Below are 24,091 nucleotides of genomic sequence, written 5' to 3'. Positions count from 1 at the left end.
AGGAGGCCCGTCCCACGTGAGCGGTCTGCTCACGTGATCCGGGCCTCCCGTCCACACCGCGGCGTCAGCCGCGCAACGCCTCCGTCAGCTTCACGCGACTGCCCGTCCGCAGCAGCGCGTTCTCGTAGACGCGGGCGCCCACCAGGACGACCACGACCACCGCGGCGACCACGATCAGGAGCGACAGGATCGGCTCCCACCACTCGGCCGTGCCGAGGAAGATCCGCATCGGCATGCCGATCGGTGCACTGAACGGCACGTACGACATGATGCCGAGCACCGTCGGGTTGTTGTACGCGACGATGATCAGGATGTACGGGATCATCACGAGCATCATCACCGGCGTGGTGACGCTGCCGACGTCCTCCTGCCGCGACACCAGCACGGCCGCCGCGGCGAAGAGCGACGCGATGAGCACGAAGCCGACGGCGAAGAACCCGACGAACCACAGGATGCTGGGGCCGAGCATCGAGAACATGTTGTCCTGCCCGGTCACCGCCAGGGTGACGACCGCGGCGATGGCCACGGCGACGATCTGCGCGAACGCCATCACGCTGTTGCCGAGGACCTTGCCGGCGAGCAGCGCCCTGGCCGAGATCGCGGACATCAGGATCTCCACGACCCTGGTCGACTTCTCCTCGACCACGCTCTGCGCGATCGACTGGCCGAAGGTCACGGCCGAGGCGAAGTACACGACGCCGAACGCGATGGCGATGAGGTAGACGAGTCCGCCGGGCAGCGCGTCCGGGTCGAGCAGCTCGATCCGCGGTGTGACGCTCAGTGCGGAGACGACGTCGGTCGGGGCCTCGTCGAGGCCGACGACCTTGTAGCCGAGCGGGTCGTCGGACGGCACGATCGCCGCGTCGACGTCGCCGTCCCGCACGAGCCGTTCTGCGTCGGCCACGGAACCGGACTTCGTGATGTCGAGCCCGCTCGTGGTGGGCAGCGAGACGCCGTCGACCACGGCGACCGGCGTGGTGTCGTCGGCGGTGGCCTTGCCGACGATGCCGCCGACCACGATGGACGCGACGACCATGCCGATCAGGATGAGGGCGGAGACCACGAAGGCCTTGCTGCGGATGCGTGCCTGGATCTCGCGTGCGGAGACGAGCCGCACGGCCTGCACGAAGGAGTCGTTCATCGGATGACCTCCCGGAAGACCTCGCTGAGCCGCGGGACCCGCGGGGCGAACGACCCGACGGTGCCCTGCTGGACGGCCCGCTGCAGGACGTGTTGGGCGGTGGACGGGTCGGCCTCGAAGACGGCGTAGCCGCCGTCGAACTCGCGGACCGTCACACCGGGCTCGTCGCGGAGCCAGGCGACGTCGCCGTCGACCAGCAGCTCCCAGGCGGCGGGGCCGGCCTGCTTGCGGAGTTCGTCCTGCGGGCCGGCGGCACGGATGGTGCCGCCAGCGATCACGACGACGTCGTCGCAGAGCCGTTCGACGACGTCCAGCTGGTGGCTCGAGAACAGCACCGGGACCCCGCGCGCCGCGGTCTCGCGCAGGACGCCGAGCACGGTGTCGACCGCCATCGGGTCGAGGCCCGAGAACGGCTCGTCGAGCACCAGCACCTCGGGGTCGTGAGCCAGGGCCGCGGCGATCTGCACCCGCTGCTGGTTGCCGAGCGACAGCTTCTCGACGGCGTCGTCGGCGTGGCCGGTCAGCTCGAGCCGTTCGAGCAACTCGGTGGTCCGCGTGGTCGCCGCGCGCTTGTCGACGCCGTGTAACCGGGCCATGTAGGTGATCTGCTCGGCCACCGGCATCTTCGGGTACAGCCCGCGTTCCTCGGGCATGTAGCCGAAACGGCGGCGGTCGGCGGGCCGGACCGCGGTGCCGTCGATCGAGACGGATCCCGCGTCGGCCTGCAGCACGCCGAGCATGATGCGCATGGTGGTCGTCTTGCCGGCGCCGTTGCCGCCGACGAACCCGGTGAGGCGGCCGTTGCCGACCGTGAACCCCACGTCGTCGAGCACCCGGCGGTCGCCGAAGTGCTTCGTCACCCCTTCGATGGTGAGCATGTCGTACCCCTCTCGCGACGGCCTGCGCCGCCTGCGTCGACGCTATTGGCCGGGAGGCCCGGGGCGCCTCCGCCATCCGGCGGGACTTGGGTGGGTGGTCGGCTCCACCGCGCGGGGGAGCCGGTGGGCGGGGCGGGCGGGCGGCGTCGTCCCGCGGTGCCGTGACGTGCCTCCAGGCCGGATGCGTGTGCATCTTCCGACGTTCCACGCGTCGAACGACTCACGTTCTGTCGGAACATGCACCCGCACGCAATGCGTGTGCATCTTCCGACGTTCCACGCGTCGAACGTCTCGTGGAACGTCGGACTTCGCGGCGGCAGCCGGTCGGCGAGTCGGGCTCGGTCAGCCGGCGACGCCGTGCTCGAACGCCCAGACGACCGCCTGGATGCGGTCGCGCAGCGCGAGCTTCTGCAGCACGTTCGACACGTGGGTCTTCACGGTGGCGTCGCCGACGTACAGCTCGGCGGCGATCTCGGCGTTGCTGAACCCCCGGGCGAGCAGCCGGAGCACCTCGGTCTCGCGCTCGGTGAGCCCGGCGGCTGCCAGCGCGCCGTCCGCGGTCCGCGCGCTCGCCACCGGCGCGGCCGTCGCCCGGCTGATCACCCGGCGCGTGACGTCGGGCGCGAGCAGGGCGTCCCCGGCGGCGACGGTCCGGACGGCGTCGATCAGCCGTTCGGGGGAGGCGTTCTTCAGCAGGAAGCCGCTGGCACCCGCCTCGAGCGCCTGGAACAGTGCGTCGTCGCTGTCGAACGTCGTCAGGATGAGCACCGCCGGCGGGTCCGGCAACGCTGCGATCCGCCGTGCGGCCTCGAGCCCGTCGACGCCGGGCATCTGCACGTCGAGGCACACCACGTCGGGGCGCAGGGTCCGGACGGCCTCGACCGCACGGGCGCCGTCGGGGGCCTCGCCGACCACCCGGAACCCCGGCTCGGACTCCAGGATCACGCGGAACCCGGCCCGCACCAGCTCCTGGTCGTCGGCGAGCACGATCGTCAGGTCGGTCGTGCCGTTCTGGTCGTTCGTGTCGTTCACGTCGTCGGCAGCCATGCCCGCACCAGGTAGCCTCCCCGGGCGCGTGGCCCGATCTCGATCCGTCCGTCCACCGCAGCGACCCGCTCCCGCATGCCGATGTGCCCGAGGCCGCTGCCCGACGGATTCCGCGCAGCACGGTCGCCGTGTCCGTCGTCGGTCACCTCGACCTCGACGCCGTCGTCCAGGTACCGGAGCCGGACGTCCGCGCGAGCGGTGGGGCCGGCGTGCTTCAGGACGTTCGTCACGGCCTCCTGCACGATCCGGTACGCGACGGCGGCGACCGTCGGCGGCACGGGACGCTCGTCGCCCACGACCACGTACTCGGTCGGGTGACCGGCGACCCGGGCGGACTCGGCGAGCTCGACGATGCGGGCGATGCCCTCGGTGCTCGGAGCGTCCCCGGCACCGCGGTCACCGGCGCCCGGCTCGTCCGCCGACCGCAGGGTGCCGAGCATCCGCCGGAGTTCCTCGACAGCCGTGCGCGCGCTCTCCTCCACCACGCCGAGCGATGCCGTCGCCTGCGCGGGATCACGGTCGATGACCCGTCGGGCCGCGCCGGCCTGCACGCCCATCAGGGACACGTGGTGCGCGACGACGTCGTGCAGTTCGCGGGCGATCCGGACCCGCTCGATCGTCACGGCCTGTGCGGCGCTGCGCTCCCGTTCGGCCGCGAGCTCCGCGGTGCGTTCGTCGAGCTGGTGCCGGGCGACCGCCGAGGCCCACGCCCGGTTGCCCGCGTACCAGGCGGCGCCGAAGTAGATGACGTTGATCACGATGTTCAGGAGCGAGTACGCGATGTACGGCGGGATGAGGGAACCCGCGTCGTTCGGCAGCGCGTTCGGCACCGCCCACCCGAACGAGATCGCGAGGAACAGCCACGCGAACATCCCGCCGATGACGACCCACCGGACCACCTCGGCCCGCACCCGGTCGGCGCACCAAGCGCCGACGGAGTACAGCGAGATGAACAGGGTGAAGTTGACCAGGAACACCTCGGGCACGTGCAGCAGCTGCGTGGCCGCGAACGCCAGCGCGGACACCACGGCAGCGGACATCGGGAACCGGCGGCGGAACGCGATCGGGACGGCGTTCGCGATGATCATCAGGGCCGAGACCCACCAGGCAGCCTGGTCGTCGCCGTAGATGCCGGACGCCCCGTACAGGACGGTGGTGATCGCGAGCGCAGCGGCGAAGCCGACCGCGAAGACTGCGTCGCTGCGCAGCTTGGTCGGGCCGACGGGTAACCGTCTCCATTGCTCTGACCCCACGGCCGACACGCTAGCGGACCGCGCCGAACGCTCCAGCTCGTTCGTGACATTCGTCACTACAGCCAGCAGGTCCAGGAGGCCAGACTCCCGTTGGGGTCACGACAACCAACAGAAAAGGGGTGACGCGTGAAGGACGATCGCGTCTTGCAGATGGTCGCACAGCGGCTAGCCACGATGCCCGCGCCGGACACCAGCCGGGCGGTCATCGACGTCGAGCGGAACCATCCGGTCCTCGGCACACCGGCGATCGCCTTCTGGGGCGGGGCCACACTCGTCGCGGCGTTCTACGACGCAGGAAGGCAGGCAGGTTGATGTCCGTCCAGATGAAGATCGCCGAGATCCTCGACGAGACCGAGTGGGACACGGACAACGCGTCCATTGAGCCAACCCCTCGGCGGCCAGAACTCGGTCTCCCGGCCGTCGTCGCGACGCTCGGCGTCGCGAACGCCCTGGTGGCGGCCTACAACAAGGGCAAGGCCGACTGCGGCGGTTGACGTTCGTCGTCCAGGGCGACCCCGCTCGGTCAGGGTCGCCCTGGACCATCTCCACGGCGCCGGTTTTCCGTGGATGTGTCGGCGAGGGTCGAGTATTTGACGTTCATGAACAGTAAAGGTGAGATCGAGACTCATGTCAAGGCTTCCATCGTCACGGGCGAGGATCGTCGCTCCCCGGGCGACCGAACGGACCGTCGGCTCGACGCTGTACCGATCCGAGGTGATCGGAGCGGTCCCCGCACTGCTCGCCAGCGCTGAGACTCTCTACAACTCGGCCCGTCGAGCGCCGATGCTCACGGACTGGAGCATCTCCCGCCAGACCTATGCCGGAGCCCCTCGGATCGTGCGGGCCGGACTCGACCTGGTCGCTCGCGACCGTGTCAACACGGCGATGCACGTGATCAGGGTGGTCTCGAACGCGACGTTGCTCGTCGCTCCTCCGAAGTGGCGGCTCGTCAGGGCTGCTGCGAGTCTCGCCAGCGGCTTGAGCACGGCGCTCCTCTCGCCGCGCGAGCGGTACGGAAGCGACGGCGCTGACCAGGCCACCGCAGTGGTCCAGATCAGCAACGGCGTGGCACGCCTCGGACAGACGAGACCACGGGTCGTCGACGCGGCCGTCTGGAACGTCTCGCTCCAGTCCTGCTTGTCGTACACCGCGGCCGGCTGGATCAAGCTCGCAGGTGGGTCCTGGCGGGATGGGAGTGCCGTCACCGACATCCTGCGGACTCGTGCTTACGGGAACGAGCGAATGTGGCGACTGCTGGACCGGCATCCGGCCATCGGACGCGCGCTGACCTGGACGGTCCTCGGCTTCGAGTGTGCCTTCCCGGTGGTCTACGTCCTCCCGCCAGCTGCCGTCCGAGGCCTCATGACTGGTGCCCTGGCCTTCCACCTCGTCAACGGACACGCCATGGGGCTGTGGCGCTTCGTCTTCGCGTTCGCCAGCATGCACCCGCACCTGACGGCCACGACCAAGGACCGGCGCACGGGGATGTCGACGGCCACTCCGGTGATGGCGGTCACAGCGACCGGTGGTGCGATGGCCGTGTCGATGATCGCATCGATCCTCCGCCGTCAGCGGGTGCGGAACCAGACCACGATGCAGGTGGACTCCGGCGCGCGGCTCGGGGTCGAAGTGGTGCCGGGCGACGACTCCAAGCCCATCGTCGTGTTCGAGAGCGGGCTCCTTGGGCTGCCGGAGCACTACGCCTGGCTCCGCCGATCACTCCACGAGGCCGGGTACGCCACCGTCGCGTACTGTCGTCCGGGCTACGGAGCAAGCGGTGATGCCGACGGCGGGGACGTGTCCGTGTCGCGAGCAGCCACGAACCTCGCTGCCCTGGTTCGCTCCGTCCGCTCGGACCATCCAGGCGTCGTCCTCGTCGGGCACTCCCTCGGCGGCGAGATCGTGCGGCGGGTCGCCGAGACATCGGATGCGATCGCGGGCGTGGTCTACCTCGATCCCACGCACCCGGATCAGCTGAGTCGTTCCGAAGCGCAGCGAGCGACCGTGCGCGACTTCTCTGACAACCTCGCGTCGTTCGATATCTCGACCCGGTTGTCCCTCGGGACCTTCCTCACCGTCCCGGCGTGGATTCGCACGCTCCCGTCCGACGCTCAGGCGCGGGCGGCCGACCAATTCCGGGACGGCCGGCTCTGGCGCGCGGGTCGAAAGGAGTGGACCGCGATGCGACACGACCTCGCGCAGGGTGCCCCGGTGGGGCCGAACGCATCGGTGGCGGCGCTACTGGTGAGCGCAGGGCGGACGCTCCAGGGTGATCCGGACATCCTCGCCCTGCACAACGAGATCATCGACGCGCACGCCGGAAACGCCCTCGTGAGGAACGTGGTCATCGACGACGTTACACATGACTCGATGTTGACGAATCCTGACCATGCAGCGCGACTCGCACAGACGCTCCGCGCGTTCCTCGACGACCTCGGACCCGGCGGTGCGTACACCGTGGTCCGCGGCGACGGAGCGCGATCCGGTTCCGGGTTCCGTCCGGAGTCGCACGAGGAGGCAGCCGCATGATCGCCCCGATGGCGTTCGGGGCGCATCTCGCCGCGACGGTCTTCACGCAGCTGCCGGGCAACGGGTTCGGTCGAGTCCGCGAAGTCGATCTGTTCGCACTCGTACCGAGTTGGAGGTTCTTCGCGCCCAAGCCCGCCACGACCGACTACCACCTCTTCGCTCGCGGGCTCGACGCCGGAGGATCGACGACCAGCTGGATCGACCTCCACCCACCGGTAGATCGGACGTTGCGGCACGCGGTCTGGTTTCCCGAGCACCGGGTGCAGAAGGCCGTCTTCGACGTCATGACCGATCTGCTCAGTGTGTTCCGCTCCGTGGATGGGCTCTCGGTCAACGAGCAACCGCCCTATCGAGTGCTCGAGGGCTACGTGCGGCGCCTCGCGGACGTCCGTCCAGAACTGGCGGCGTCCGACGATGTCCAGTTCTGCATCGCCACGAGTACGGGCTTCGATGAGTCGATCGACCCCGCGGTGCTGTTCGTGTCTCGGCGGATACTCGTCACCGAGCCTGCCGACTCTGCAGCGGTGAGCGCATGACCGACGTGACCGACTACGGGGCACAGTTCGCTGACATCTACGACGACCTCATCCCGAGAGCGTCGTTCACCGACGACATGGTGCGGTGGGTGCTCGCGCTCGTCGACGAGGCGACTCCGTCTGTGCTCGAGTTGGGTGTCGGGACCGGACGCGTGCTCGTGCCGCTCGCTCGTGTCCTCCGCGAGCGCGGTTCGAACGCCTCGCTGGTCGGGGTCGATGCGTCCTCCGAGATGCTCGCGCGTCTCGAAGCCACCGCACTCGGCCTGGACGTGTGCGGCATCACGGCCGACATCCGGGCGTTCCGGACTGAGGAACGGTTCGACATGGTGCTCTGTGTCTGCAACACCATCGGGATGAGCATCGATCCCGGTGCGGAGGCCGAGGTGTTCCTGACTGCCGCAGCCGCGCTGCGGCAGGGCGGGGTGCTGGTCGTCGAGACACAGAACGCAGAGCTTGTCCGCGGGTTCTTCGGCCCGGATGGCCCGGGCGCCGTCTTCGCGCCGTACCCCGGGCGCACACGAGGCTTGGTCTCGTTCGGCTCGGTCGTCGATGACGTCTTCCACGCCGACCAGGTCTGGATCGACGGAGACCGCCTCATTCGACGAAGCGAATCGGTCCGCCTGGCCGACGTCGCCGACCTGGTCCGGTGGGCAGATGCCGCAGGGCTGCGGCTCGAGGGCCACTACACCGATCTCAGCGGACAGCCGGCCGACCGGCCGTCCGTACACGACGTCCTCGTGTTCCGGGCTCACTGACCCCACCGGGCGAGGGCGAGGGGCCGAGCCGACCGGCTCGGCCCCGCCACCGGTCCGGCGCTTCGTGCCGGACCGGATCCACTGAACACAAGGAGAACACGATGACATTGATCGAGAGCATCACCGAGCAGGCCAGCGTTCACGAAGCGAGAACCTCCCGAGACCGCGCAGCGTTGGTCGACTCGTCCGCAGACGTCGTGATGGGAACGCCGACGTTCTTCTTGGCCGGTGTCGGCGTTGCGCAACTGATTGTCACCACGCTCGACTGAGTACGCCACGACCGGGCGGTCCGAGTGGGTCCGTCCGGTCGTCCGGTCGATCATTCGCTGTGCCGTCTCAGGTGGAATGCGGGTCTGCGATGGTCCGCAGCACGGTCAGATGATGCTCGAAGGCGTCGCGCCCGTCGTCCGTGATTGCGAGCCAGCTCCGTGTACTGCGTCCGACCCGCAACCGACGAACCCTGACGAAGCCGGCGTCCCGGAGGACGGTGGCGGCCTGCGACAGCGTGGAGTCACTGACTTCGAGGGCATCGCGGACCGCGCTGAACTCGGCTTCGTCGACCGTGCGGAGCAGGGCCAGCAGCGAGAACCGAACCGGTGAGTGCACCCGGTCGTCGAGCTCGTGCCGTGGGTGCGGCCCCGGTGTCATCGGCGATGCGGCCGTGCGAGCACCGCAGCCACGATAAGGGGTGCGGCGACGACCAACGACGTCGCTCCCCAGGCCGCCACTGAAGCGGGGGCGTCGAGGCCTCGCAGTAGCAGGGCTTCGAGTGGCGCGACGGCGAGCAGGTACAGGATGCCGGTGGTCACCCACGCTGCTGTCATAAGCTTGTTGCCGCCTCGTGGCACGACGCGTCGAGTAGCGGCCACGAGCCAGAGTGCGACTACGACCGCTGCTGCGATGACGAGGCTGAGGAGTCGGGGGGCGCCCAGTCCTTCGACGAGGAACACGAACGCAGCGACGACCACGGCACTGCACAGGAACACCGGGGACTGCCATCCGCGGCCGTGTCCGAGGCGAGCTTCGGGTCCGGAGGATCGATCGAGAGCACTCATGTTCATAGATCCTAAACGTGTACTCGGGTCAGGACCTGATCTCCCAGCGGAACACCAGCTTCGCCACGAACCCGCCGAGTGCCACCCAGCCGAACGTGGGCAGCAGGAACAGCCAAGTCGCCCCGAGGTCCCCGGTCCACGACGCCTCGGCGAGCAGCGCGATTCCCCCACCGGGGAGCCACCCGGCGATCGGTTGGCCCGACATGAGGGCCCACACGGCCACGACGATGGTGCCCATGAACACCGGGAGGCACGTGTACTGCGCGCTCTCCGGCGAACCGGTCACTCCCGCAGTGGCCATCGCGAGGGCAATGAACATCGCCTCAGCGGCGATGACCGTGACGCCGAGCAACCACGGGTGCGCGAGCGGATCGCCCGTGGTCGCGCCCAGCACGATCAGGACTATCGCGAGCTGGACGAGGTTGACGACCACGATGGGGAGCGTCATCCCGAGCAGGATGTGCACATCGGAGGGCACGGTGCTCCGGAGGCGCTTCAAGAAGTGGGTCTGCCGTCGTGCCGCAAGCGTCGTGGTGGACACGGAGTAAGTACCCATCGCGCTGAGACCGACCACGATGCACGCACTCGCGTACGCGGCTGAGCCGTTGCGCGCTCCGGAGAACACGAAGAACGCGCCGAACGCGATCGGCAGGAGCACTGCACTCGCGAGGACAGTCCGGTTCCGGAGCAACATGAGCAGCTCGGCGCGGGCGATGGCGGTCACTGGTCGGTCTCCGCCCCGGGCTGGTCGCGACCGAGCCGGTCGAACACGGCCTCGAGCCGTGGTGCGGCCGTCGTGAGGTCCGCGACGCTTGCGCCGGTCCGGTCTGACCATGCGAAGACCGCTCGGACGGTCGACTGGACGTCGCCGGTCCGGATCGTCATGCGGCCGTCGTGGTCGCGGACGGCTTCGAGGTCCATGATCGCGGATCCCGAATCCGTCCGGAACGAAACGGCGCCAATCTCTCTCGCGAGGATCTCGCTCGCGCTGCCGTCCGAGACGATTCTGCCTGCGTGCATGAGGACGATGCGGTCAGCGTGCCGTTCTGCTTCTTCGAGGTAGTGCGTGGAGACCACCACCGTCGTCCCCTGTGCGCGGAGGCTGTCGATGTGTGCCCAGATCCCGGACCGTGCTGCCGGGTCCAGCCCAGTCGTCGGTTCATCGAGAAGCAGGAGCTCCGGTTCGCCCCACACGGCAGCGGCGAGGTCGAGTCGTCGGCGCTCTCCGCCGGAGAGTGACTTCACCGGACGACGAGCATGGTCGGTCAGGCCGACGAGGTCGAGCACGCGGCCCAGCTCGTCGTGTCTACCGGAGACCTCGCCGAGTACTCGGAGGCACTGCGTGACGGAGAGGTCCGGGGAGGTGCCGCCTTCTTGGAGCACGACGCCCGTCCGCCGGTGCACCTGTCGGCGGTCCCGAGGGTCGAGGCCGAACACCCGGACCGATCCCTGGTCCGGGGTGGTGTGGCCTTCAAGGACGTCGAACAAGGTCGACTTCCCTGCTCCGTTAGTGCCGAGCACGGCTGTCACTTGGCCGGCGGGGACGTCGAGATCGACGTGGCAGAGCACCTGGTTGCCCCCGAAGCGATGGTTGACGCCCCGGGCCTCGATGACGTGGTCCAGTGCAACAGGATGCATGGAGTCAGTCTGTGGCTCGAAGATGCTCTGGCACAGTGACAGACAGCAGCGTCGCGCATGACAATTGTCAGGTCGCGACGCTAGGCTCGGGCGAACGTCGGCGACACAATGTTAGATATCGGGGGATGTCCATGGCGATAGAGGCTGTTCGGCAGGGTGGACGAGTGGCAGTGGGGCTGCCGCATGTGGACCCAATGAGACGACTGCACCGCTACACGACGCTCAGCCTCGTCGCTGCACTGGCCCTGACCGCCGTTTCGCTGGCACCGCGAGTCGAGGACATTACCGTGCGGGCGATCTTCCTGATCGGCGCGGCCGTCGCCTCGCTGCTCGCAGTCTGGTGGGACCGCCGCGCTCCGAGCGCGCTCTTCGCCAGCGGAGTGGTGTTGACCGCTCCGCTTTGGGCTGTCGGCGCGCTCGCCGGAGAGGGCCTCACGGTCATCCCGGTCGCACTGGTCCTCGCGTTCCGTACGCCGCACGTCCGTCGAGTGGTCGTCCACGTGGCGGTACTGGTGACGGCGCTGATCGCCGTGCCCACCTTTGTCGCGTCGGCTGACCATGACGGCGGTACCTTCTTCGACATCGCGGTGATCGCGTTCGTCGGCTTCGGTGCCGCCTATGGGGTGGTGCTCCTCAACGGCTACGCCTGGCGCCTTGCTTCGGGCATCGCCGCGGCGGGACGGGCGGAAGCCGAGCTCGCTGTCCTTCGAGAGCGTGTTCGGTTCGCGAGTGATCTCCACGACGTGCAGGGACACAGCCTCCACGTGCTCCGGATGCGCCTCGCCACGGCTGAGGTACTCCTCGAGCGTGATGGCCGAGCGGCTGCGGACGAGCTCCGCGCGGCGTCCGAACTCGTCGAGGACTCGATCCGGATCGGTCGATCGCTCGCCTTCGGGGAGCGCGAGGTCGTGCTCGAACAAGAGGTGACGAACGCGGTGAACCTGTTCGACGCCGCCGCTATCCGATGCGAAGTCGATGCTCGCGGTACCGTGCCGCCCGAGCGGAACAGGCTCTTCGGTCAGCTCGTCCGGGAGAGCGCGACGAACATCCTTCGTCACGCGCAGGCGACGTGGGTGCGGATCGAGATCACCTCCGACAGCGTGCTGGTCGAGAACGACGGTGTGTGTCGGCCAGCTGCTGCGCCGCGAGGGCTCGCGACGCTCGGTGGCCGATTCCGAGCCGATGGCGGTTCGTTCTCGAGTGGCGTCGTCGACGACGTGTTCCGAGTCCGAGGTGTCGTCGCGTGACGACTGTGCTCGTCGCCGAGGACGAAGCGCTCCTGCGCGCGGCGCTCGTGTCGTTCATCGGGCACGCAGAAGGGGTCGACGTGGTCGCCGAGTGCGCGAACGGGGCCGAGGCAGTTGCCGCGCACGCGCGTCTCTCACCGGACGTCGTCGTGCTCGACCTGGAGATGCCGGTCCTCGACGGGCTCGATGCGGCCACGGCGATCCTCGCTGCGCGACCGGACGCAGCCGTGCTCATCGTCACGAAGCACGCTCGACCTGGAGTACTCCGTCGTGCGTTGCGTGCTGGTGTCCGCGGGTTCCTCTCCAAGGACGTCGGACCAGGCAAGCTCCTCGAGGTGGTGGAAGAGCTCGCGGCGGGCCGGCGCTACGTGGACCCCGAAATCACCGCGGCGGCGATGTCGGACGACAGCCCGCTCACCGATCGCGAGTCGGAGCTGCTCGAGTTGACCGAGCTCGGGATGAGCGTCCGCGAGATGGCGGCAGCCTTGCACCTCGCGCCGGGCACCGTCCGGAACTACCTCTCGACGGCCATGGCGAAGACCGGGACCTCGTCTCGTCTGTCCGCGGCGCGCGCCGCGCGCGCGCGGGGCTGGGCCTGACCTGACCCGACCTGAGTGCGGGTGCATCGCTCTGCGTTGGGCGGTCGGTGCGCGGCCGGAGTAGCCTCCCGCCATCGAGCAGGGGAGTCACCATGCAGTTCCTCGTCAACGTCATCGACGACGGGCAGGCCGACGCTGCCGGTCGGACGGAGTCCGCCACCCGGGCCGAGGCCACCGCGGTCGACGCCCTCAACGAACGCCTGGGTGACGCGGTCGTCTTCGCGGCCGGGGTGTCCGCCCCCGCCGACGGCACCGTCGTCGACGCCCGTGGCGGCGGTTCGGACACCACGCCCGGACTGGTGGCCGACAGCTCCGAGTTCGTCGCGGGGTTCTGGGTCATGGAGCTGCCCGATGCCGAGACGGCGCTCCGTGTGGCGCACGAGGCGTCGCAGGCGTGCAACCGGAAGATCGAGCTGCGTCCGCTCCTGTGACGGCGGCGTCACCGCGCGGAGGGCGTCCGCGCCTGCCGACCACGGCGGGCACGGCGCTCGCCGCCGTGACGAGCGCCCCGACCACGAACGTCACCGCGTAGCCCGCCGTGCCGACGAGTGCGCCCGACGCCGCCGCTCCCACCGCCTGGCCGAGCACGAGCGCGACGAAGAGCACCGACGTCCCGGCCGACGACCGCGCAGCGTCGAGTTCGGTCGTCCAGGCGATCAGTGCGCCGGTCGCCGCCGTGTAGCCCCAGCCGAACACCGCACACGCCAGCATCGCCACCGCCGTGGACTCCGTCGCGGCACCGAGTGCGACGACGGCGACCGCCACGGCGCCCGCGGTCACCGCCCAGAGCGTCCGTGCGCGGAGTCCACTCGTCCACCGAGCCGTCACGGCGACCGCAGCACCGCCGACCCCGAGCGCGATCCACGCCGACACCGACACCACGACGGGCGCGCCAGCGTCGACCAGCGCGGCGCGGCCGTAGGTCCACACGACCGCCGATCCGGCACCGAAGAGCAGTGCGAGCGCGATGACCCGTCGGTGCGCCGCGAACCACGCCGTCCCCGGTGTGGCTGGCCGGTCGCCGCCGGACCCGCTCCCGCGGGACACCACCAGCAGCACGACGCCGACGACGAGTGCGAAGACCCCGGACCACGCCCAGGCCGTCCGCCAGTCCGGCAGGAGCACGAGTGCGAGCGCCCCGGCGGCGACCAGCCCCGGACCTGTCCCCGAGTTGACGACCGCCTGCGCCGTCCCCTGCGCGGACCCCGGCACCGCGCGCGACACGAGCTGCACGAGGGCCGGGGAGGCGAGCCCGGCCCCGGCCGAGGCGACCACCGCGGCGGTCCCGAAGGACCACGGCCCCGGCGCCGCTGCCATCGCGAGCGCACCGCCCCCGGCGACCACGGCGGCTGCGGCGAGGAGCACCCGGGGGACGCGTGCGGCGACCAGGAACCCGACCACCGCGCCGACGCAGTACATCGCCGAGGCCCCCGAGGAGACCCACCCGGCGGCGTCCTGGCGCAGGCCGAGGTCGCGTTGGACGTCGGGCAGGAAGAGGCCGAACGCCAGGCGCACCAGCCCGTACGTCGCGGCGATGAGCGCCAGCCCGCTGCCGAGGAACACCCACTGTCGTAACGAAAACGATCGTTTCACTTTTGAGAGCCTAGGGTGCTTGCATGGCGATGCGTCCAGGAACCGAGCAGCGGCTGCTCGACGCGGCCGAGGAGCTCTTCTTCACGCGGGGCATCGCCGCCACCCCGATCGACGCCGTGCTCGACCGCGCCGGGATCTCGAGCGCCACGCTCTACCGCGGGTACGCGAGCAAGGAAGCCCTGGTCGCCGCGGCCCTCGATCGGCGGCACGATGACTGGCTCGCCACGTGGGACCGCGCTGTCGACGCCGCTCCGGACGACCGTGGCCGTCTGCTCGCGGTGTTCGACGCGCTCGACGACTACCGGTCGACCGCCGCCGGCTCGCGCTGGTGCGCGTTCCTCGGGACCGCTGCTGAGTACGCGGACGCCCCCGCCGAGGTGCACGAGGTGCTCGACCGCGAGACCGGTGCGCTCCGGACCCGGCTGACCGAACGTGCCGCGCCCGTCGTCGGCGAGCGCGCCGACACCCTGGCCGACCAGCTGCTGCTCGTCGTGTCCGGGTACCTGGCGATGCGCCTGCGCGATCCGTCGGTCGGCACGGCGACGGCGCGCGCGGTCGCCGTGGCGCTCGTCGCGGCAGCCTGACCGCTCGTCAGCGCCCCGGGGTTCTCCGACGCTGCGCTGGGTATCTTGCCCGGTGTGCAGCGACTCTCCTCGACCCTCGTCATGCAGCGCGTGACCTCTGACGGAACGGTGTCCCTCGGATGACCCGTCCGCGTGCGTCGACGATCACCCGTCGGTCGCTGCTGATCGGGGGAGTCGGCATCGTCGCCGCGGGTGCAGCCGCCGAGGCGGTGAACCTCGACCTGCTGCCCGGCCGGTCGACGATGTACCGCGTGCTCGGGCTGAACGGCACTGACGGCACGATCCCCGACGTCGACCCGGTCCCCTCGGTCTCCGGCACCTTCGTGTCGGCGGCCCGGGCGGGGCGCACGGTCGGCTGGACCATCGCCGCTCCGGAGTCGGACACCCCGCTGCCGGTGGCCGTCGCGTTGCACGGCTACGGCGACGACCACTCGGCGTTCTTCGGGCGGGAACTCGGCTGGGACCGGTTCCTCGCGGCGCACATCACGGGTGGCGGCGCTCCGTTCGCGATCGCCTCGATCGACGGCGGCAACCGCTACTGGCACCACCGTTCCGACGGGGACGACCCCGCGGCGATGGTCGTCGACGAGTTCCTGCCCCGGATCGCTCGGCGCGGGTTCGACACCGACCGGCTCGCGCTGACCGGGTACTCGATGGGCGGGTTCGGCGCCCTCCGGCTCGGCGGGGTGCTCGGTGCGTCTCGCGTCCGCGCAGTGTCGGCGATCAGTCCGGCGCTCTGGACGGCAGCAGCGGACACCGCCCGCGGAGCCTTCGACGACGCGGCCGACTTCCGTGCGAACACGGTCCTCGGTCGGCAGCGCGCGCTCGACGGGGTCGCCGTCCGTGTCGACTGCGGCAACGGTGACGGGTTCGCTCCGGCGGCGCACGCCTACGTCGACGGATTCGCGACGCCGCCCGCCGGGGGCTTCGAGCCCGGCGCGCACACGCACGGCTACTGGCGCCGCCTGGCACCGCAGCAGCTCGCCTTCCTCGGCCGTCACCTGGGTCGCTGACCCAGCCCGCGCCCTGGGCGGTCGCCGAGGCGGACGGGAGGCCCGTGGCGGCCCCGCACCGCGCCTCCAGGCCGCCGACCGGTCGCGCCCACGGCACGCGACGCGTGAGGGGGAGCGCTCAGCCGCGCCCGCGGTTGCGGCGCCGGATCTCCTTCGGAGCCCGTCCGGCCATGAAGGACCTCGCAGGGTCGACGAGGAAGCCCTGCCGCAGGGCCTCGCGCCCGACGAGCATCCGGAACCCCATCTGGTCGCGGTTGCTCAGGGTGACCTCGGACACGACGGCGCGCCCGGCCAGGGTGATCGTGGTGAGCACGACGATGCGCTCCTGGGTGTGCCCGGTCGAGCTGCGGATGATGCGCCGGTCGTGCACGTCGCACGCGATCGTGACGGCGTCGGCATCGGTGTCCTGCCACGGGTGCACCGAGAACCGGACCCGGTTGTCGGGGAGTTCTTCGAGGTCGAACGCGTGCAGTGCCGAGCTGCGCGCACCGGTGTCGAGCTTGACCTTGATCCACGGCAGCCCGAGGTCCGGCAGGCCGGCCCACTCGCGCCAGCCGGCGACGACGAGTCCGCCGTCGGGGGACTTCGGAGCACGGGCCATGTGCCCATCCTGTCCCATGCACGACCCGGCCGGTCAGGCGGGCGGGTCCGGCACCATCCGCACGGCGCTCTTCCGCGGCGGTCCGGGCAGCACCGAGACGCCGGCTGCCTCGACCGCACGTGCTCCGTCGATGACTGCGGCCGCGCCGCCGAGCGACGGCGCCGGGCCGGCGGTTCCGAACAGTGCCCACGCCTCGCCCCCCGGGTCGAACCGCGAGTCGTAGCGGAGCGCATCGACCTGGTCCTTGAACAGCTCGGCCCATGCCTGCGTGACGGCGTAGTCGCCCATGGTCGTGAGTTCGCTCGTGACCCCGAAGCGTGCGGCGCCGGCGCCACTGACGTGGGCAGAGCTCGCATCGGACGGCGGCGTGATCGTCGAGACGCGGAGGACGGCAGCGTCGGCAGCGCTCACTTCGTTGCGGCGGACCTTCGGGCCGAAGAACTCTCGGACAGCGGTCGAGGCCGCGGCTGCGAAGCAGCACGTGCCGTTCGGGTCCCGGAGGTTGAAGCGACCGTGGGGGTGGCTGGCGAAGTACCAGGGCGCGAACTCGGCGAGGTGCGCGCGGAACGCCTCGGCGGGGAGTCTGCCCCCGTCGGGGAAGCCGGTCAGGTCGAGACCGGCCGGTGGTGCGGTCTGGACGACGTCGGTGCGTGCGGCGGTGCTCATCCGAGTCGGAACGCCCCGGCGAGGGCGGCGAGACGGACCGCTTCGTCCGCGCGGTCCGTGCGGAGCGCCTGGGCTGGCGTGAGTCCGTCGAGTTCGTCCGCCGGCGCGTTCAACCACACGGCATCGCCCCAGGGGTCGACCCGCTCGGGGTCCAGGCCAGCCAGGACGTCACGCAACCGTGGCAGCAGGATGCCCCGTGCATCGAACTGGAACGACGGGTAGAGCCGGAAGCCATCGGCTGACATCACGCAGAGCACGTCGCCGACCTTGGCTTGCGCGTCGAGGGTCTGGCGGCTCATCCGGAACCAGTTCCGCAGGCCGGCGGTGTCGTAGAACGGTCCGACGCGGTCGTCGAGCACATCGGCGCCGGGGATGCTGGCGAGCATCCGCTCCGCGACGGCGTCCATCGATCCGTTCACGCGCTCGACCTCGGCGAGGTCGATCAGGTCGACGTGCCGCAGGAGTGCGGCCACGAGGCGATCCCGGAGGTCGTCGGCCGGACCGGTGGAGGTGGCGGTCGGCGCCGTGACCGCCTCGGTCGAGGACGGTCTCCGCGATCGGACACGCCACTCTGACGACGCGGCTTGCCGCGACGCCGACCGTCCGGACCCTGCGAGCCGAGGGGTCCGGTTGCTCCGGGTCGCCCGGAGACCGTGCTGGTTCTTCGTCATTGCACCCCGTCCGATCAGTCAATCCACGATAGCGCACACGCGTCAAAAACGTACAACACGCGGTGGTCGGCGGTGCCGCGGCCCGGGCGTGCTTGGATGGACCGTCGCCGTCGATCCCACCCCGCGGAGAACCCCTCGATGAAACTCGCCATCCTGTCCCGCGCCCCGCAGGCGTACTCGACCCAGCGCCTCCGTGCTGCGGCGCTCGACCGCGGCCACGACGTCAAGGTGCTGAACACGCTGCGCTTCGCGATCGACCTGTCCGGCGAGGACCCGGACCTGCTGTACCGCGGCAAGCTCCTGTCCGACTACGACGCGGTGCTGCCCCGGATCGGCAACTCGATCACCTACTACGGCACCGCGGTGGTGCGGCAGTTCGAGCAGATGGACGTGTACACGCCGAACACCGCGACCGGCATCACGAACTCCCGCGACAAGCTCCGGGCGAACCAGATCCTGTCCCGCCACCACATCGGCATGCCCGCGACGACGTTCGTGAACAGCCGGGCCGACGTCCGCGGCGCGATCGAACGGGTCGGCGGGGCCCCGGTCGTGATCAAGCTGCTCGAGGGCACGCAGGGGATCGGCGTGATCCTGGCACCGGAGGAGAAGGTCGCCGAGTCGATCGTCGAGACCCTGCACTCGACGAAGCAGAACGTCCTGATCCAGTCGTTCATCTCGGAGAGCCGTGGCCGTGACATCCGCGCCCTCGTCGTCGGCGACCGGGTGGTGGCCGCGATGCGCAGGACGGCGTCGGGGGACGAGTTCCGGTCCAACGTGCACCGTGGCGGCACCGTCGAGAAGGTCACGCTGTCGCCCGAGTACGAGGCGGTCGCTGTTCGGTCGGCGCAGATCATGGGGCTCAAGGTCGCCGGTGTCGACATGCTCGAGGGCAACGACGGTCCGCTCGTGATGGAGGTCAACTCGTCACCGGGGCTCGAGGGGATCGAGCGCGCGACGGGCCTCGACGTCGCGGGCGCGATCATCGACTTCATCGGCAACCAGGTCGCCTTCCCCGAGATCGACGTGCGCCAGCGGCTCAGCGTCTCGACCGGCTACGGCGTCGCCGAGCTGCTCGTCCACACCAACGCCGACCTGGTCGGGAAGACGATCAAGGAGTCCGGACTGTGGGACCGGGACATCACCGTGCTGACCCTGCACCGGGGCGCGACCGTCATCCCGAACCCTCGCAGTGGCGTCGAGCTGCAGGCCAGTGACCGGCTGCTCTGCTTCGGCAAGCTCGAGGAGATGCGCTCGATGGTGCCGGACCGTCGACGCCGTCGCAGCAAGATCCGGAAGCTCCCGAAGGACGCCTGACACCGCGCGTCCAGCCGAGCCGGACTGCACACACAGGTGAAATGAGGAAGTATGTGTCGGTGACGATCATGACGGAACGGCCGGTCGACCGGGCAGCGAGCAGTGACCGGGCGCCGAGCAGTGAACCCGAGCAGCCCGGCAACGCCACGGCGAAGCACCACAACGTCTCGCTGCTCTCCGTGGCGACGACGACCGCCGAACGCGTGACGACCTCTGCGGACATCGAAGCGCGGCTGCGCGGCGTGCTCCGCCGCCTCCGCCTGCCGATGGGACTGCTCGAGCGGGTCGCCGGTGTGATCGAGCGCCGCAACTGGGGCGAGGGCCAGACCTTCCAGGACGCCGCCATCGACGCCGGCCGTCGTGCCATGGCCGAGGCGGGGGTACGCCCGGACGAGATCGGCCTGCTGATCAACACCTCGGTGACCCGTCCGCACCTCGAGCCGTCGGTCGCCGTGCGCCTGCACCACGGGCTCGGTCTGCCGTCGTCCGCGATCAACTTCGACATCGCGAACGCCTGTCTGGGGTTCGTCAACGCCATGAGCGTCGCCGCGGGCATGATCGACTCCGGTCAGATCAAGTACGCGCTCGTCGTCGACGGCGAGGACGCCGACCAGGTGCAGCTCAACACCATCGACCGCCTGAACCAGGGCGGTCGGAACCGCAAGGACTTCATGAGCGAGTTCGCGAGCCTGACCCTCGGGTCCGGTGCCGCGGCCGCCGTGCTGGGCCCGGCGGACCTGCACCCCGAGGGACACCGGATCGTCGGCGGCGTCACCCGCGCGGCGACCCAGTGGTACGACCTGTGCGTCGGCAGCGTGGACGGCATGTTCACGGACGCCAAGATGCTGCTCAAGGGCGGCATGGAGCTCGTCGTCGCGGCCTGGACCGAGGCCCGCGCCCACTTCGACTGGGCCGACATGGACCGCTACGTCCTGCACCAGGTCTCCGACGTGCACACCAACGCGTTCGTCGAGGCCATCGGCATCCCGCGCGACAAGGTCCCCACCACCTACCAGCGCTTCGGCAACGTCGGCCCGGCGTCGATCCCGATCACCCTGGCCGACGAGGTCGAGTCCGGCGGCATCCGCCGCGGTGACCGCGTGTTCCTGGGCGGCGTCGGTTCCGGCATCAACACGGCGATGATGGAACTCCACTGGTGAGGTCCCGGCTGCCCCGCGTCGCCGCGAGCACGGCTCCGGCGACGCAGCCGCCCTCCCTGCCCGGACTCGACCCGGCCTGGTCGCGCCTGGTCACGGTGCCGGAATGGTCCGAGAGCCGGTCAGGAGGTGGGCCCACGCGGGCCGGTTCCGGGGCGTCGCGGAGCTTGCGGAGCGACGTTCCGGCCGAGCCCGTGGGGACGGATCGCGCCGCGCGCACCTGGCACCTCCTCGACACGGCCGGGTCCCTGGCCGCGCTCGGCGTGGAACCGGTCGGTACCATCCTGTGCGTGCACGGCAACCCCACGTGGTCGTACCTGTGGCGGTCGGTGCTCCGCACCTCGCTCGAGGTCGCGCAGGCCGGTGGCCCGGCCTGGCGCGTGGTCGCCGTCGACCAGCTCGACATGGGCTTCTCGGAGCGCACCGGGGTGGAACGGGGGCTGCCGCAGCGCGTCGCGGACCTCGGCGCCCTGACCGACGAACTCGGGCTAACCGGCCCGGTCGTCACCCTCGGCCACGACTGGGGCGGTGTGGTGTCGCTCGGCTGGGCGGTCGACCACCCCGACGTCCTGGCTGCCGTGGTGACGTGCAACACCGCCGTGCACCAGCCCGACGACGCCCCGATCCCGGCGCCGCTGCGGCTCGCCCTGGGCCCGGGGCTGCTCGGCCGTGCGACCGTCGTGACGCCGGCGTTCCTCGAGACGACGCTCGGCATCGCGCACCCGAAGCTCGACCGTGCCGTGGCCGACGGCTACCGTGCTCCCTACCGCGGTGCCGCGCGTCGTGGTGGCATCGGCGGCTTCGTGGCGGACATCCCCGTCGACGCCCGGCACCGGAGCGCGCCCGAGCTCGACCGGATCGCCGCCGGGGTCGCTGCGCTCGACGTCCCGGCGCTGCTGCTCTGGGGTCCCCGCGACCCGGTGTTCCTGGAGCGCTACCTCGACGACCTGTCCGAGCGGCTGCCGCAGGCCGACGTGCACCGCTTCGAGGGTGCCGGCCACCTGCTGCCCGACGACGCCGACGTGGCGGGGGCGGTGTTCGACTGGATCGGCGACCGCCTGCCGGACGGACACGTGCCTGCTCCAGCCGAGAAGGGCCTCCCGGTCGACGCCGACCAGTCGACCGACGTGAGCCGCCCGCTCGGCGCCGCGCTCGAGGACCTGCGCGACAGCGACGAACCCGCCCTGGTCGAGATGGCCGCGGCCGGGGGTCCCCGCACGATCACGTGGCGCCTGCTCGCCCGTCGGGTGGACGAGATCGCCGCCGGGCTGGACGACCTCGGTGTCCGGAGCGGTGACCGTGTCTCGCTGCTCGTCACCCCGGGAGCCGACCTGACGGCCGTCCTGTACGCCTGTGTGCGGATCGGCGCGGTCGTCGTGGTGGCGGATGCCGGGCTCGGTCTGCGCGGCCTGACCCGTGCGGTCCGCGGAGCCCGCCCCGACTGGATCATCGGCGCGCTGCCCGGCCTCGGAGCCGCTCGTGCGCTCGGCTGGCCGGGGCGGCGCATCGCGACCGTCCCGCTGCCCGCACCCGCACGGCGTGCGCTGCGCGTCGAGCACACGCTCGTCGACGTCGCCCGGCGGGGTGCCCGTCGGCTCGCTAACGGTTCCGGGCTGCCCACGCTGCCGGCGTCCGACGCTCCGGCCGCGATCCTGTTCACCTCCGGGTCGACCGGACCGGCGAAGGGCGTCGTCTACACGCACGGACAGCTCGGTGCCGTCCGCGACGTCCTGGCGGCCCAGTACGACATCGGTGTCGGCACCGGCCTCGTCGCGGGCTTCGCCCCCTTCGCGCTGCTCGGTCCGGCCCTCGGCGCCCGGTCGGTGGCGCCGGACATGGACGTCACCGCGCCCCGGACCCTGACGGCGCGCGCCGTCGCGGCCTCGGTGGCCGCGGCGGACGCGACCGTGGTGTTCCTGTCGCCGGCGGCGTTGGCGAACGTCGTGGCGACGGCATCGGTCCTGACCGACGCCGACCGCGCGGCGCTCGCGCGCGTCCGGTTGTTCCTGTCGGCGGGCGCCCCGGTGTCGGCCGCGCTGCTGACCGCGGCGACCGAGCTGATGCCGAACGCGAGTGCGCACACCCCCTACGGCATGACCGAGGGGCTGCTCATGACCGACGTCGACCTGGACGGCGTCCGTTCGGCAGCGGCCTCGGACGACGAGGGCATCTGCGTCGGACTCCCGGCGGCGAACGTGCGGGTGCGGATCGCGCCGCTCGACACCGCGGGTGCTGCGACCGGTGCGCTGACCGAGGCGGCGGGCGTCACGGGCGAGATCGTCGTGGTGGCACCGCACGTGCGCGACCACTACGACCGGCTCTGGCGGACGAACCGCGTCGCGCGGCTCGGCGTCCAGGACCCGCGCGGACACCGCACCGGTGACGTCGGACACCTGGATGCCTCCGGGCGCCTCTGGGTCGAGGGGCGGATGCAGCACGTGCTCACCACCCCCGACGGTGTCGTCACCCCGGTCGGACCGGAGCAGCGCATCGAGGGCGTTCCCGGGGTCGGCCGTGCCGGCGTCGCGGGGATCGGCCCGCGCGGGACGCAGCAGGTCGTGGCCGTCGTCGAGACCACCGGAGGGCGACGTGCCCGACGGCCCGCCCTGGCTCCGCCGGCGTTGGCCGCGTCGGTCCGGGCCGCGGCCGGGGTCCCGCTCGCAGCGGTGCTGACCGTGCCCGTGCTGCCGACCGACATCCGGCACAACTCGAAGGTCGACCGCGCCCGGCTGTCCCGCTGGGCCACCGTGGTGCTGTCGGGTGGACGGATGGTCCGCCCGTGACGGTCCTGGTCACCGGAGCGAGCGGGTTCCTCGGACAGGCGACGGCCGCAGCCGTGCGGGACGCCGGACACGAGGTCCGCACGTTCCAGCGACGGCCGTCCGGGGTCGCCGGCGTGCAGGACGTCGCCGGATCGATGACCGACGTCGCAGCCGTGGCACGCGCGGTCGACGGTGTCGACGCCGTCGTGCACCTCGCCGCGAAGGTCTCCCTGGCCGGTGATCCGGCCGACTTCGTCCGCGTGAACGTCGACGGCACCCGAACGCTCGTCGACGCCGCACGTCGTGCCGGTGCCCGGCGCTTCGTGTTCGTGTCGTCGCCGTCGGTCGCGCACACCGGGTCGTCGCTCGTCGGGGCCGGAGCGGGTGTCGCCGAACCGCAGCACGCGCGCGGCGACTACGCCCGCACGAAGGCCGCGGCCGAACTGCTCGCGCTCGACGCCGACGCTCCGGGGTTCCCCGTCGTCGCCGTCCGGCCGCACCTGGTGTGGGGCCCGGGGGACACACAGTTGATCGGCCGCATCGTCGAGCGGGCACGGGCCGGGCGACTGCCGTTGCTCGACTCCGGTGCCGCCCTGATCGACACCCTGTACGTGGACAACGCCGCGTCGGCCATGGTCGCGGCGCTCGAGCACGCTGCCGACCACGGGGTGCACGGCAACGCCTACGTCGTCACGAACGGCGAGCCCCGGCCGGTCGCGGACCTGCTCGCCGGGATCTGCGCGGCCTCGGGGGTCGCGGCACCGCGGTGGCACGTGCCGGCAGCGGTCGCACGGGCCGCGGGGTCGCTGGTCGAGGCCGTGTGGCGGGTGCGTCCGGGGCAGGACGAGCCGCCGATGACGCGGTTCCTCGCCGAGCAGCTCTCCACGGCGCACTGGTTCGACCAGCGCCGCACCCGTGCCGACCTGCAGTGGGCCCCGTCGGTGTCGATCGACGAGGGCCTCGCGCGCTTGGCAGCGGCGGACGGCACCCGAGTCTCGCGCTGAGCGACAGTTCTCGGACGCTGCGCCCTGAGGAGTGTCGCTCAGCCC

At 71.1% G+C, this 24,091-nt stretch carries 27 protein-coding genes; 15 read left to right on the top strand and 12 right to left on the bottom strand.

Translation table 11 applies throughout. The annotated features are described in order from the left end of the window. Positions 1-64 precede the first annotated feature (64 nt). The 4 genes from ITJ60_RS03865 to ITJ60_RS03850 form a co-directional block, all read right to left on the bottom strand. Positions 65-1,141, bottom strand: a complete 1,077-nt coding sequence (locus tag ITJ60_RS03865) for an ABC transporter permease (RefSeq protein ID WP_194646978.1) — start codon at positions 1,139-1,141, stop codon at positions 65-67. Beyond that, entirely contained in the window at positions 1,138-2,019 is an 882-nt protein-coding gene (locus tag ITJ60_RS03860) for an ABC transporter ATP-binding protein (RefSeq protein ID WP_123341174.1), read from the bottom strand. Before ITJ60_RS03860 ends, ITJ60_RS03865 begins: the two co-directional genes overlap by 4 nt. A gap of 342 nt (positions 2,020-2,361) precedes the next feature. Continuing rightward, positions 2,362-3,066, bottom strand: coding sequence for a response regulator (locus tag ITJ60_RS03855; RefSeq protein WP_194646977.1), 705 nt, complete (start codon positions 3,064-3,066; stop codon positions 2,362-2,364). Next, the gene (locus tag ITJ60_RS03850) at positions 3,048-4,319 is read right to left on the bottom strand and encodes a sensor histidine kinase (protein WP_323749089.1); all 1,272 of its coding nucleotides are present in this window, start codon (positions 4,317-4,319) and stop codon (positions 3,048-3,050) included. Before ITJ60_RS03850 ends, ITJ60_RS03855 begins: the two co-directional genes overlap by 19 nt. Positions 4,320-4,445: 126 nt before the next feature. On the opposite strand from ITJ60_RS03850, the gene ITJ60_RS03845 reads away from it, so the two are divergent. The 6 genes from ITJ60_RS03845 (at position 4,446) to ITJ60_RS03820 (ending at position 8,408) form a co-directional block, all read left to right on the top strand. Further along, the gene (locus ITJ60_RS03845) at positions 4,446-4,631 is read left to right on the top strand and encodes a hypothetical protein (RefSeq protein ID WP_194646976.1); all 186 of its coding nucleotides are present in this window, start codon (positions 4,446-4,448) and stop codon (positions 4,629-4,631) included. After that, positions 4,631-4,813, top strand: a complete 183-nt coding sequence (locus ITJ60_RS03840; protein WP_194646975.1) for a hypothetical protein — start codon at positions 4,631-4,633, stop codon at positions 4,811-4,813. Before ITJ60_RS03845 ends, ITJ60_RS03840 begins: the two co-directional genes overlap by 1 nt. Positions 4,814-5,033: 220 nt before the next feature. Beyond that, positions 5,034-6,848 (top strand): alpha/beta fold hydrolase, encoded by a 1,815-nt coding sequence (locus ITJ60_RS19240; protein ID WP_194646974.1) that lies wholly within the window; start codon positions 5,034-5,036, stop codon positions 6,846-6,848. Between the two features lie 8 nt (positions 6,849-6,856). Then, positions 6,857-7,384, top strand: a complete 528-nt coding sequence (locus ITJ60_RS03830) for a DUF5819 family protein (protein WP_194646973.1) — start codon at positions 6,857-6,859, stop codon at positions 7,382-7,384. Beyond that, positions 7,381-8,139 carry a class I SAM-dependent methyltransferase gene (locus ITJ60_RS03825; RefSeq protein ID WP_194646972.1) on the top strand — a complete coding sequence of 253 codons (759 nt, stop codon included), beginning with the start codon at positions 7,381-7,383 and terminating at the stop codon, positions 8,137-8,139. Before ITJ60_RS03830 ends, ITJ60_RS03825 begins: the two co-directional genes overlap by 4 nt. Positions 8,140-8,240: 101 nt before the next feature. After that, complete coding sequence (locus tag ITJ60_RS03820) at positions 8,241-8,408, top strand: hypothetical protein (RefSeq protein WP_194626511.1); 168 nt, start codon at positions 8,241-8,243, stop codon at positions 8,406-8,408. A 67-nt stretch (positions 8,409-8,475) separates the two neighbouring features. On the opposite strand, the gene ITJ60_RS03815 is transcribed toward ITJ60_RS03820, so the two are convergent. Genes ITJ60_RS03815 through ITJ60_RS03800 form a run of 4 tightly spaced genes read right to left on the bottom strand, consistent with a single transcriptional unit; the run spans position 8,476 to position 10,832 of the window. Further along, positions 8,476-8,787, bottom strand: coding sequence for a transcriptional regulator (locus ITJ60_RS03815; protein WP_194646971.1), 312 nt, complete (start codon positions 8,785-8,787; stop codon positions 8,476-8,478). Further along, entirely contained in the window at positions 8,784-9,194 is a 411-nt protein-coding gene (locus ITJ60_RS03810; RefSeq protein WP_194646970.1) for a hypothetical protein, read from the bottom strand. Before ITJ60_RS03810 ends, ITJ60_RS03815 begins: the two co-directional genes overlap by 4 nt. Positions 9,195-9,222: 28 nt before the next feature. Continuing rightward, the gene (locus tag ITJ60_RS03805) at positions 9,223-9,918 is read right to left on the bottom strand and encodes an ABC transporter permease (RefSeq protein WP_194646969.1); all 696 of its coding nucleotides are present in this window, start codon (positions 9,916-9,918) and stop codon (positions 9,223-9,225) included. After that, positions 9,915-10,832, bottom strand: coding sequence for an ABC transporter ATP-binding protein (locus ITJ60_RS03800; protein WP_194646968.1), 918 nt, complete (start codon positions 10,830-10,832; stop codon positions 9,915-9,917). Before ITJ60_RS03800 ends, ITJ60_RS03805 begins: the two co-directional genes overlap by 4 nt. Before the next feature lie 164 nt (positions 10,833-10,996). Here ITJ60_RS03800 and ITJ60_RS03795 point away from each other — a divergent pair, with 164 nt between their 5' ends. The 3 genes from ITJ60_RS03795 to ITJ60_RS03785 all read left to right on the top strand — a co-directional run bounded on the left by ITJ60_RS03795 (position 10,997) and on the right by ITJ60_RS03785 (position 13,109). Further along, positions 10,997-12,079, top strand: coding sequence for a sensor histidine kinase (locus ITJ60_RS03795; RefSeq protein ID WP_194646967.1), 1,083 nt, complete (start codon positions 10,997-10,999; stop codon positions 12,077-12,079). Then, entirely contained in the window at positions 12,076-12,678 is a 603-nt protein-coding gene (locus ITJ60_RS03790; RefSeq protein WP_194646966.1) for a response regulator, read from the top strand. Before ITJ60_RS03795 ends, ITJ60_RS03790 begins: the two co-directional genes overlap by 4 nt. Before the next feature lie 92 nt (positions 12,679-12,770). After that, a complete protein-coding gene (locus tag ITJ60_RS03785; protein WP_194646965.1) occupies positions 12,771-13,109 on the top strand; it encodes a YciI family protein in 339 nt (112 codons plus the stop codon). On the opposite strand, the gene ITJ60_RS03780 is transcribed toward ITJ60_RS03785, so the two are convergent. Beyond that, positions 13,015-14,241 (bottom strand): MFS transporter, encoded by a 1,227-nt coding sequence (locus ITJ60_RS03780; protein WP_194646964.1) that lies wholly within the window; start codon positions 14,239-14,241, stop codon positions 13,015-13,017. The two genes, ITJ60_RS03785 and ITJ60_RS03780, sit on opposite strands and share 95 nt — an antisense overlap. Positions 14,242-14,294: 53 nt before the next feature. Here ITJ60_RS03780 and ITJ60_RS03775 point away from each other — a divergent pair, with 53 nt between their 5' ends. Together ITJ60_RS03775 and ITJ60_RS03770 are read left to right on the top strand one after the other, a co-directional pair. After that, entirely contained in the window at positions 14,295-14,855 is a 561-nt protein-coding gene (locus ITJ60_RS03775) for a TetR/AcrR family transcriptional regulator (protein WP_194646963.1), read from the top strand. A 119-nt stretch (positions 14,856-14,974) separates the two neighbouring features. Continuing rightward, entirely contained in the window at positions 14,975-15,868 is an 894-nt protein-coding gene (locus ITJ60_RS03770; protein WP_228509699.1) for an alpha/beta hydrolase, read from the top strand. 118 nt (positions 15,869-15,986) lie between these two features. Here ITJ60_RS03770 and ITJ60_RS03765 read toward each other — a convergent pair whose 3' ends face one another. The 3 genes from ITJ60_RS03765 to ITJ60_RS03755 are packed head-to-tail and all read right to left on the bottom strand — an operon-like array spanning position 15,987 to position 17,608. Continuing rightward, positions 15,987-16,469, bottom strand: a complete 483-nt coding sequence (locus ITJ60_RS03765; RefSeq protein ID WP_194646962.1) for an ATP-dependent zinc protease — start codon at positions 16,467-16,469, stop codon at positions 15,987-15,989. Positions 16,470-16,502: 33 nt separating this feature from the next. Next, complete coding sequence (locus tag ITJ60_RS03760; protein ID WP_194646961.1) at positions 16,503-17,135, bottom strand: RES family NAD+ phosphorylase; 633 nt, start codon at positions 17,133-17,135, stop codon at positions 16,503-16,505. Continuing rightward, on the bottom strand, positions 17,132-17,608 hold the full coding sequence (locus ITJ60_RS03755) for a hypothetical protein (protein ID WP_148053910.1): 477 nt from the start codon (positions 17,606-17,608) through the stop codon (positions 17,132-17,134). The genes ITJ60_RS03760 and ITJ60_RS03755 overlap by 4 nt, the downstream gene beginning before the upstream one ends. A gap of 336 nt (positions 17,609-17,944) precedes the next feature. Between ITJ60_RS03755 and rimK the strand changes: the two genes are divergently transcribed. The 4 genes from rimK to ITJ60_RS03735 are packed head-to-tail and all read left to right on the top strand — an operon-like array spanning position 17,945 to position 24,046. Further along, positions 17,945-19,123 carry a 30S ribosomal protein S6--L-glutamate ligase gene (rimK, locus tag ITJ60_RS03750; protein WP_123291758.1) on the top strand — a complete coding sequence of 393 codons (1,179 nt, stop codon included), beginning with the start codon at positions 17,945-17,947 and terminating at the stop codon, positions 19,121-19,123. Positions 19,124-19,176: 53 nt separating this feature from the next. Further along, positions 19,177-20,283: a 3-oxoacyl-ACP synthase III gene (locus ITJ60_RS03745; RefSeq protein WP_111084764.1), complete on the top strand. Its 1,107-nt coding sequence runs from the start codon at positions 19,177-19,179 to the stop codon at positions 20,281-20,283. Between the two features lie 8 nt (positions 20,284-20,291). Then, positions 20,292-23,063, top strand: a complete 2,772-nt coding sequence (locus ITJ60_RS03740) for an alpha/beta fold hydrolase (protein WP_228509832.1) — start codon at positions 20,292-20,294, stop codon at positions 23,061-23,063. Then, positions 23,060-24,046, top strand: a complete 987-nt coding sequence (locus ITJ60_RS03735) for an NAD-dependent epimerase/dehydratase family protein (protein ID WP_194646960.1) — start codon at positions 23,060-23,062, stop codon at positions 24,044-24,046. The genes ITJ60_RS03740 and ITJ60_RS03735 overlap by 4 nt, the downstream gene beginning before the upstream one ends. Positions 24,047-24,091: the final 45 nt, after the last annotated feature.

Origin of the sequence: Curtobacterium sp. VKM Ac-2884 (genome assembly GCF_015350945.1) — a bacterium.
In the GTDB taxonomy this organism is placed as follows: Bacteria; Actinomycetota; Actinomycetes; order Actinomycetales; family Microbacteriaceae; genus Curtobacterium.
Note: the sequence above shows the minus strand (reverse complement) of the source record. Positions and strands in the feature narration are given on the sequence as shown.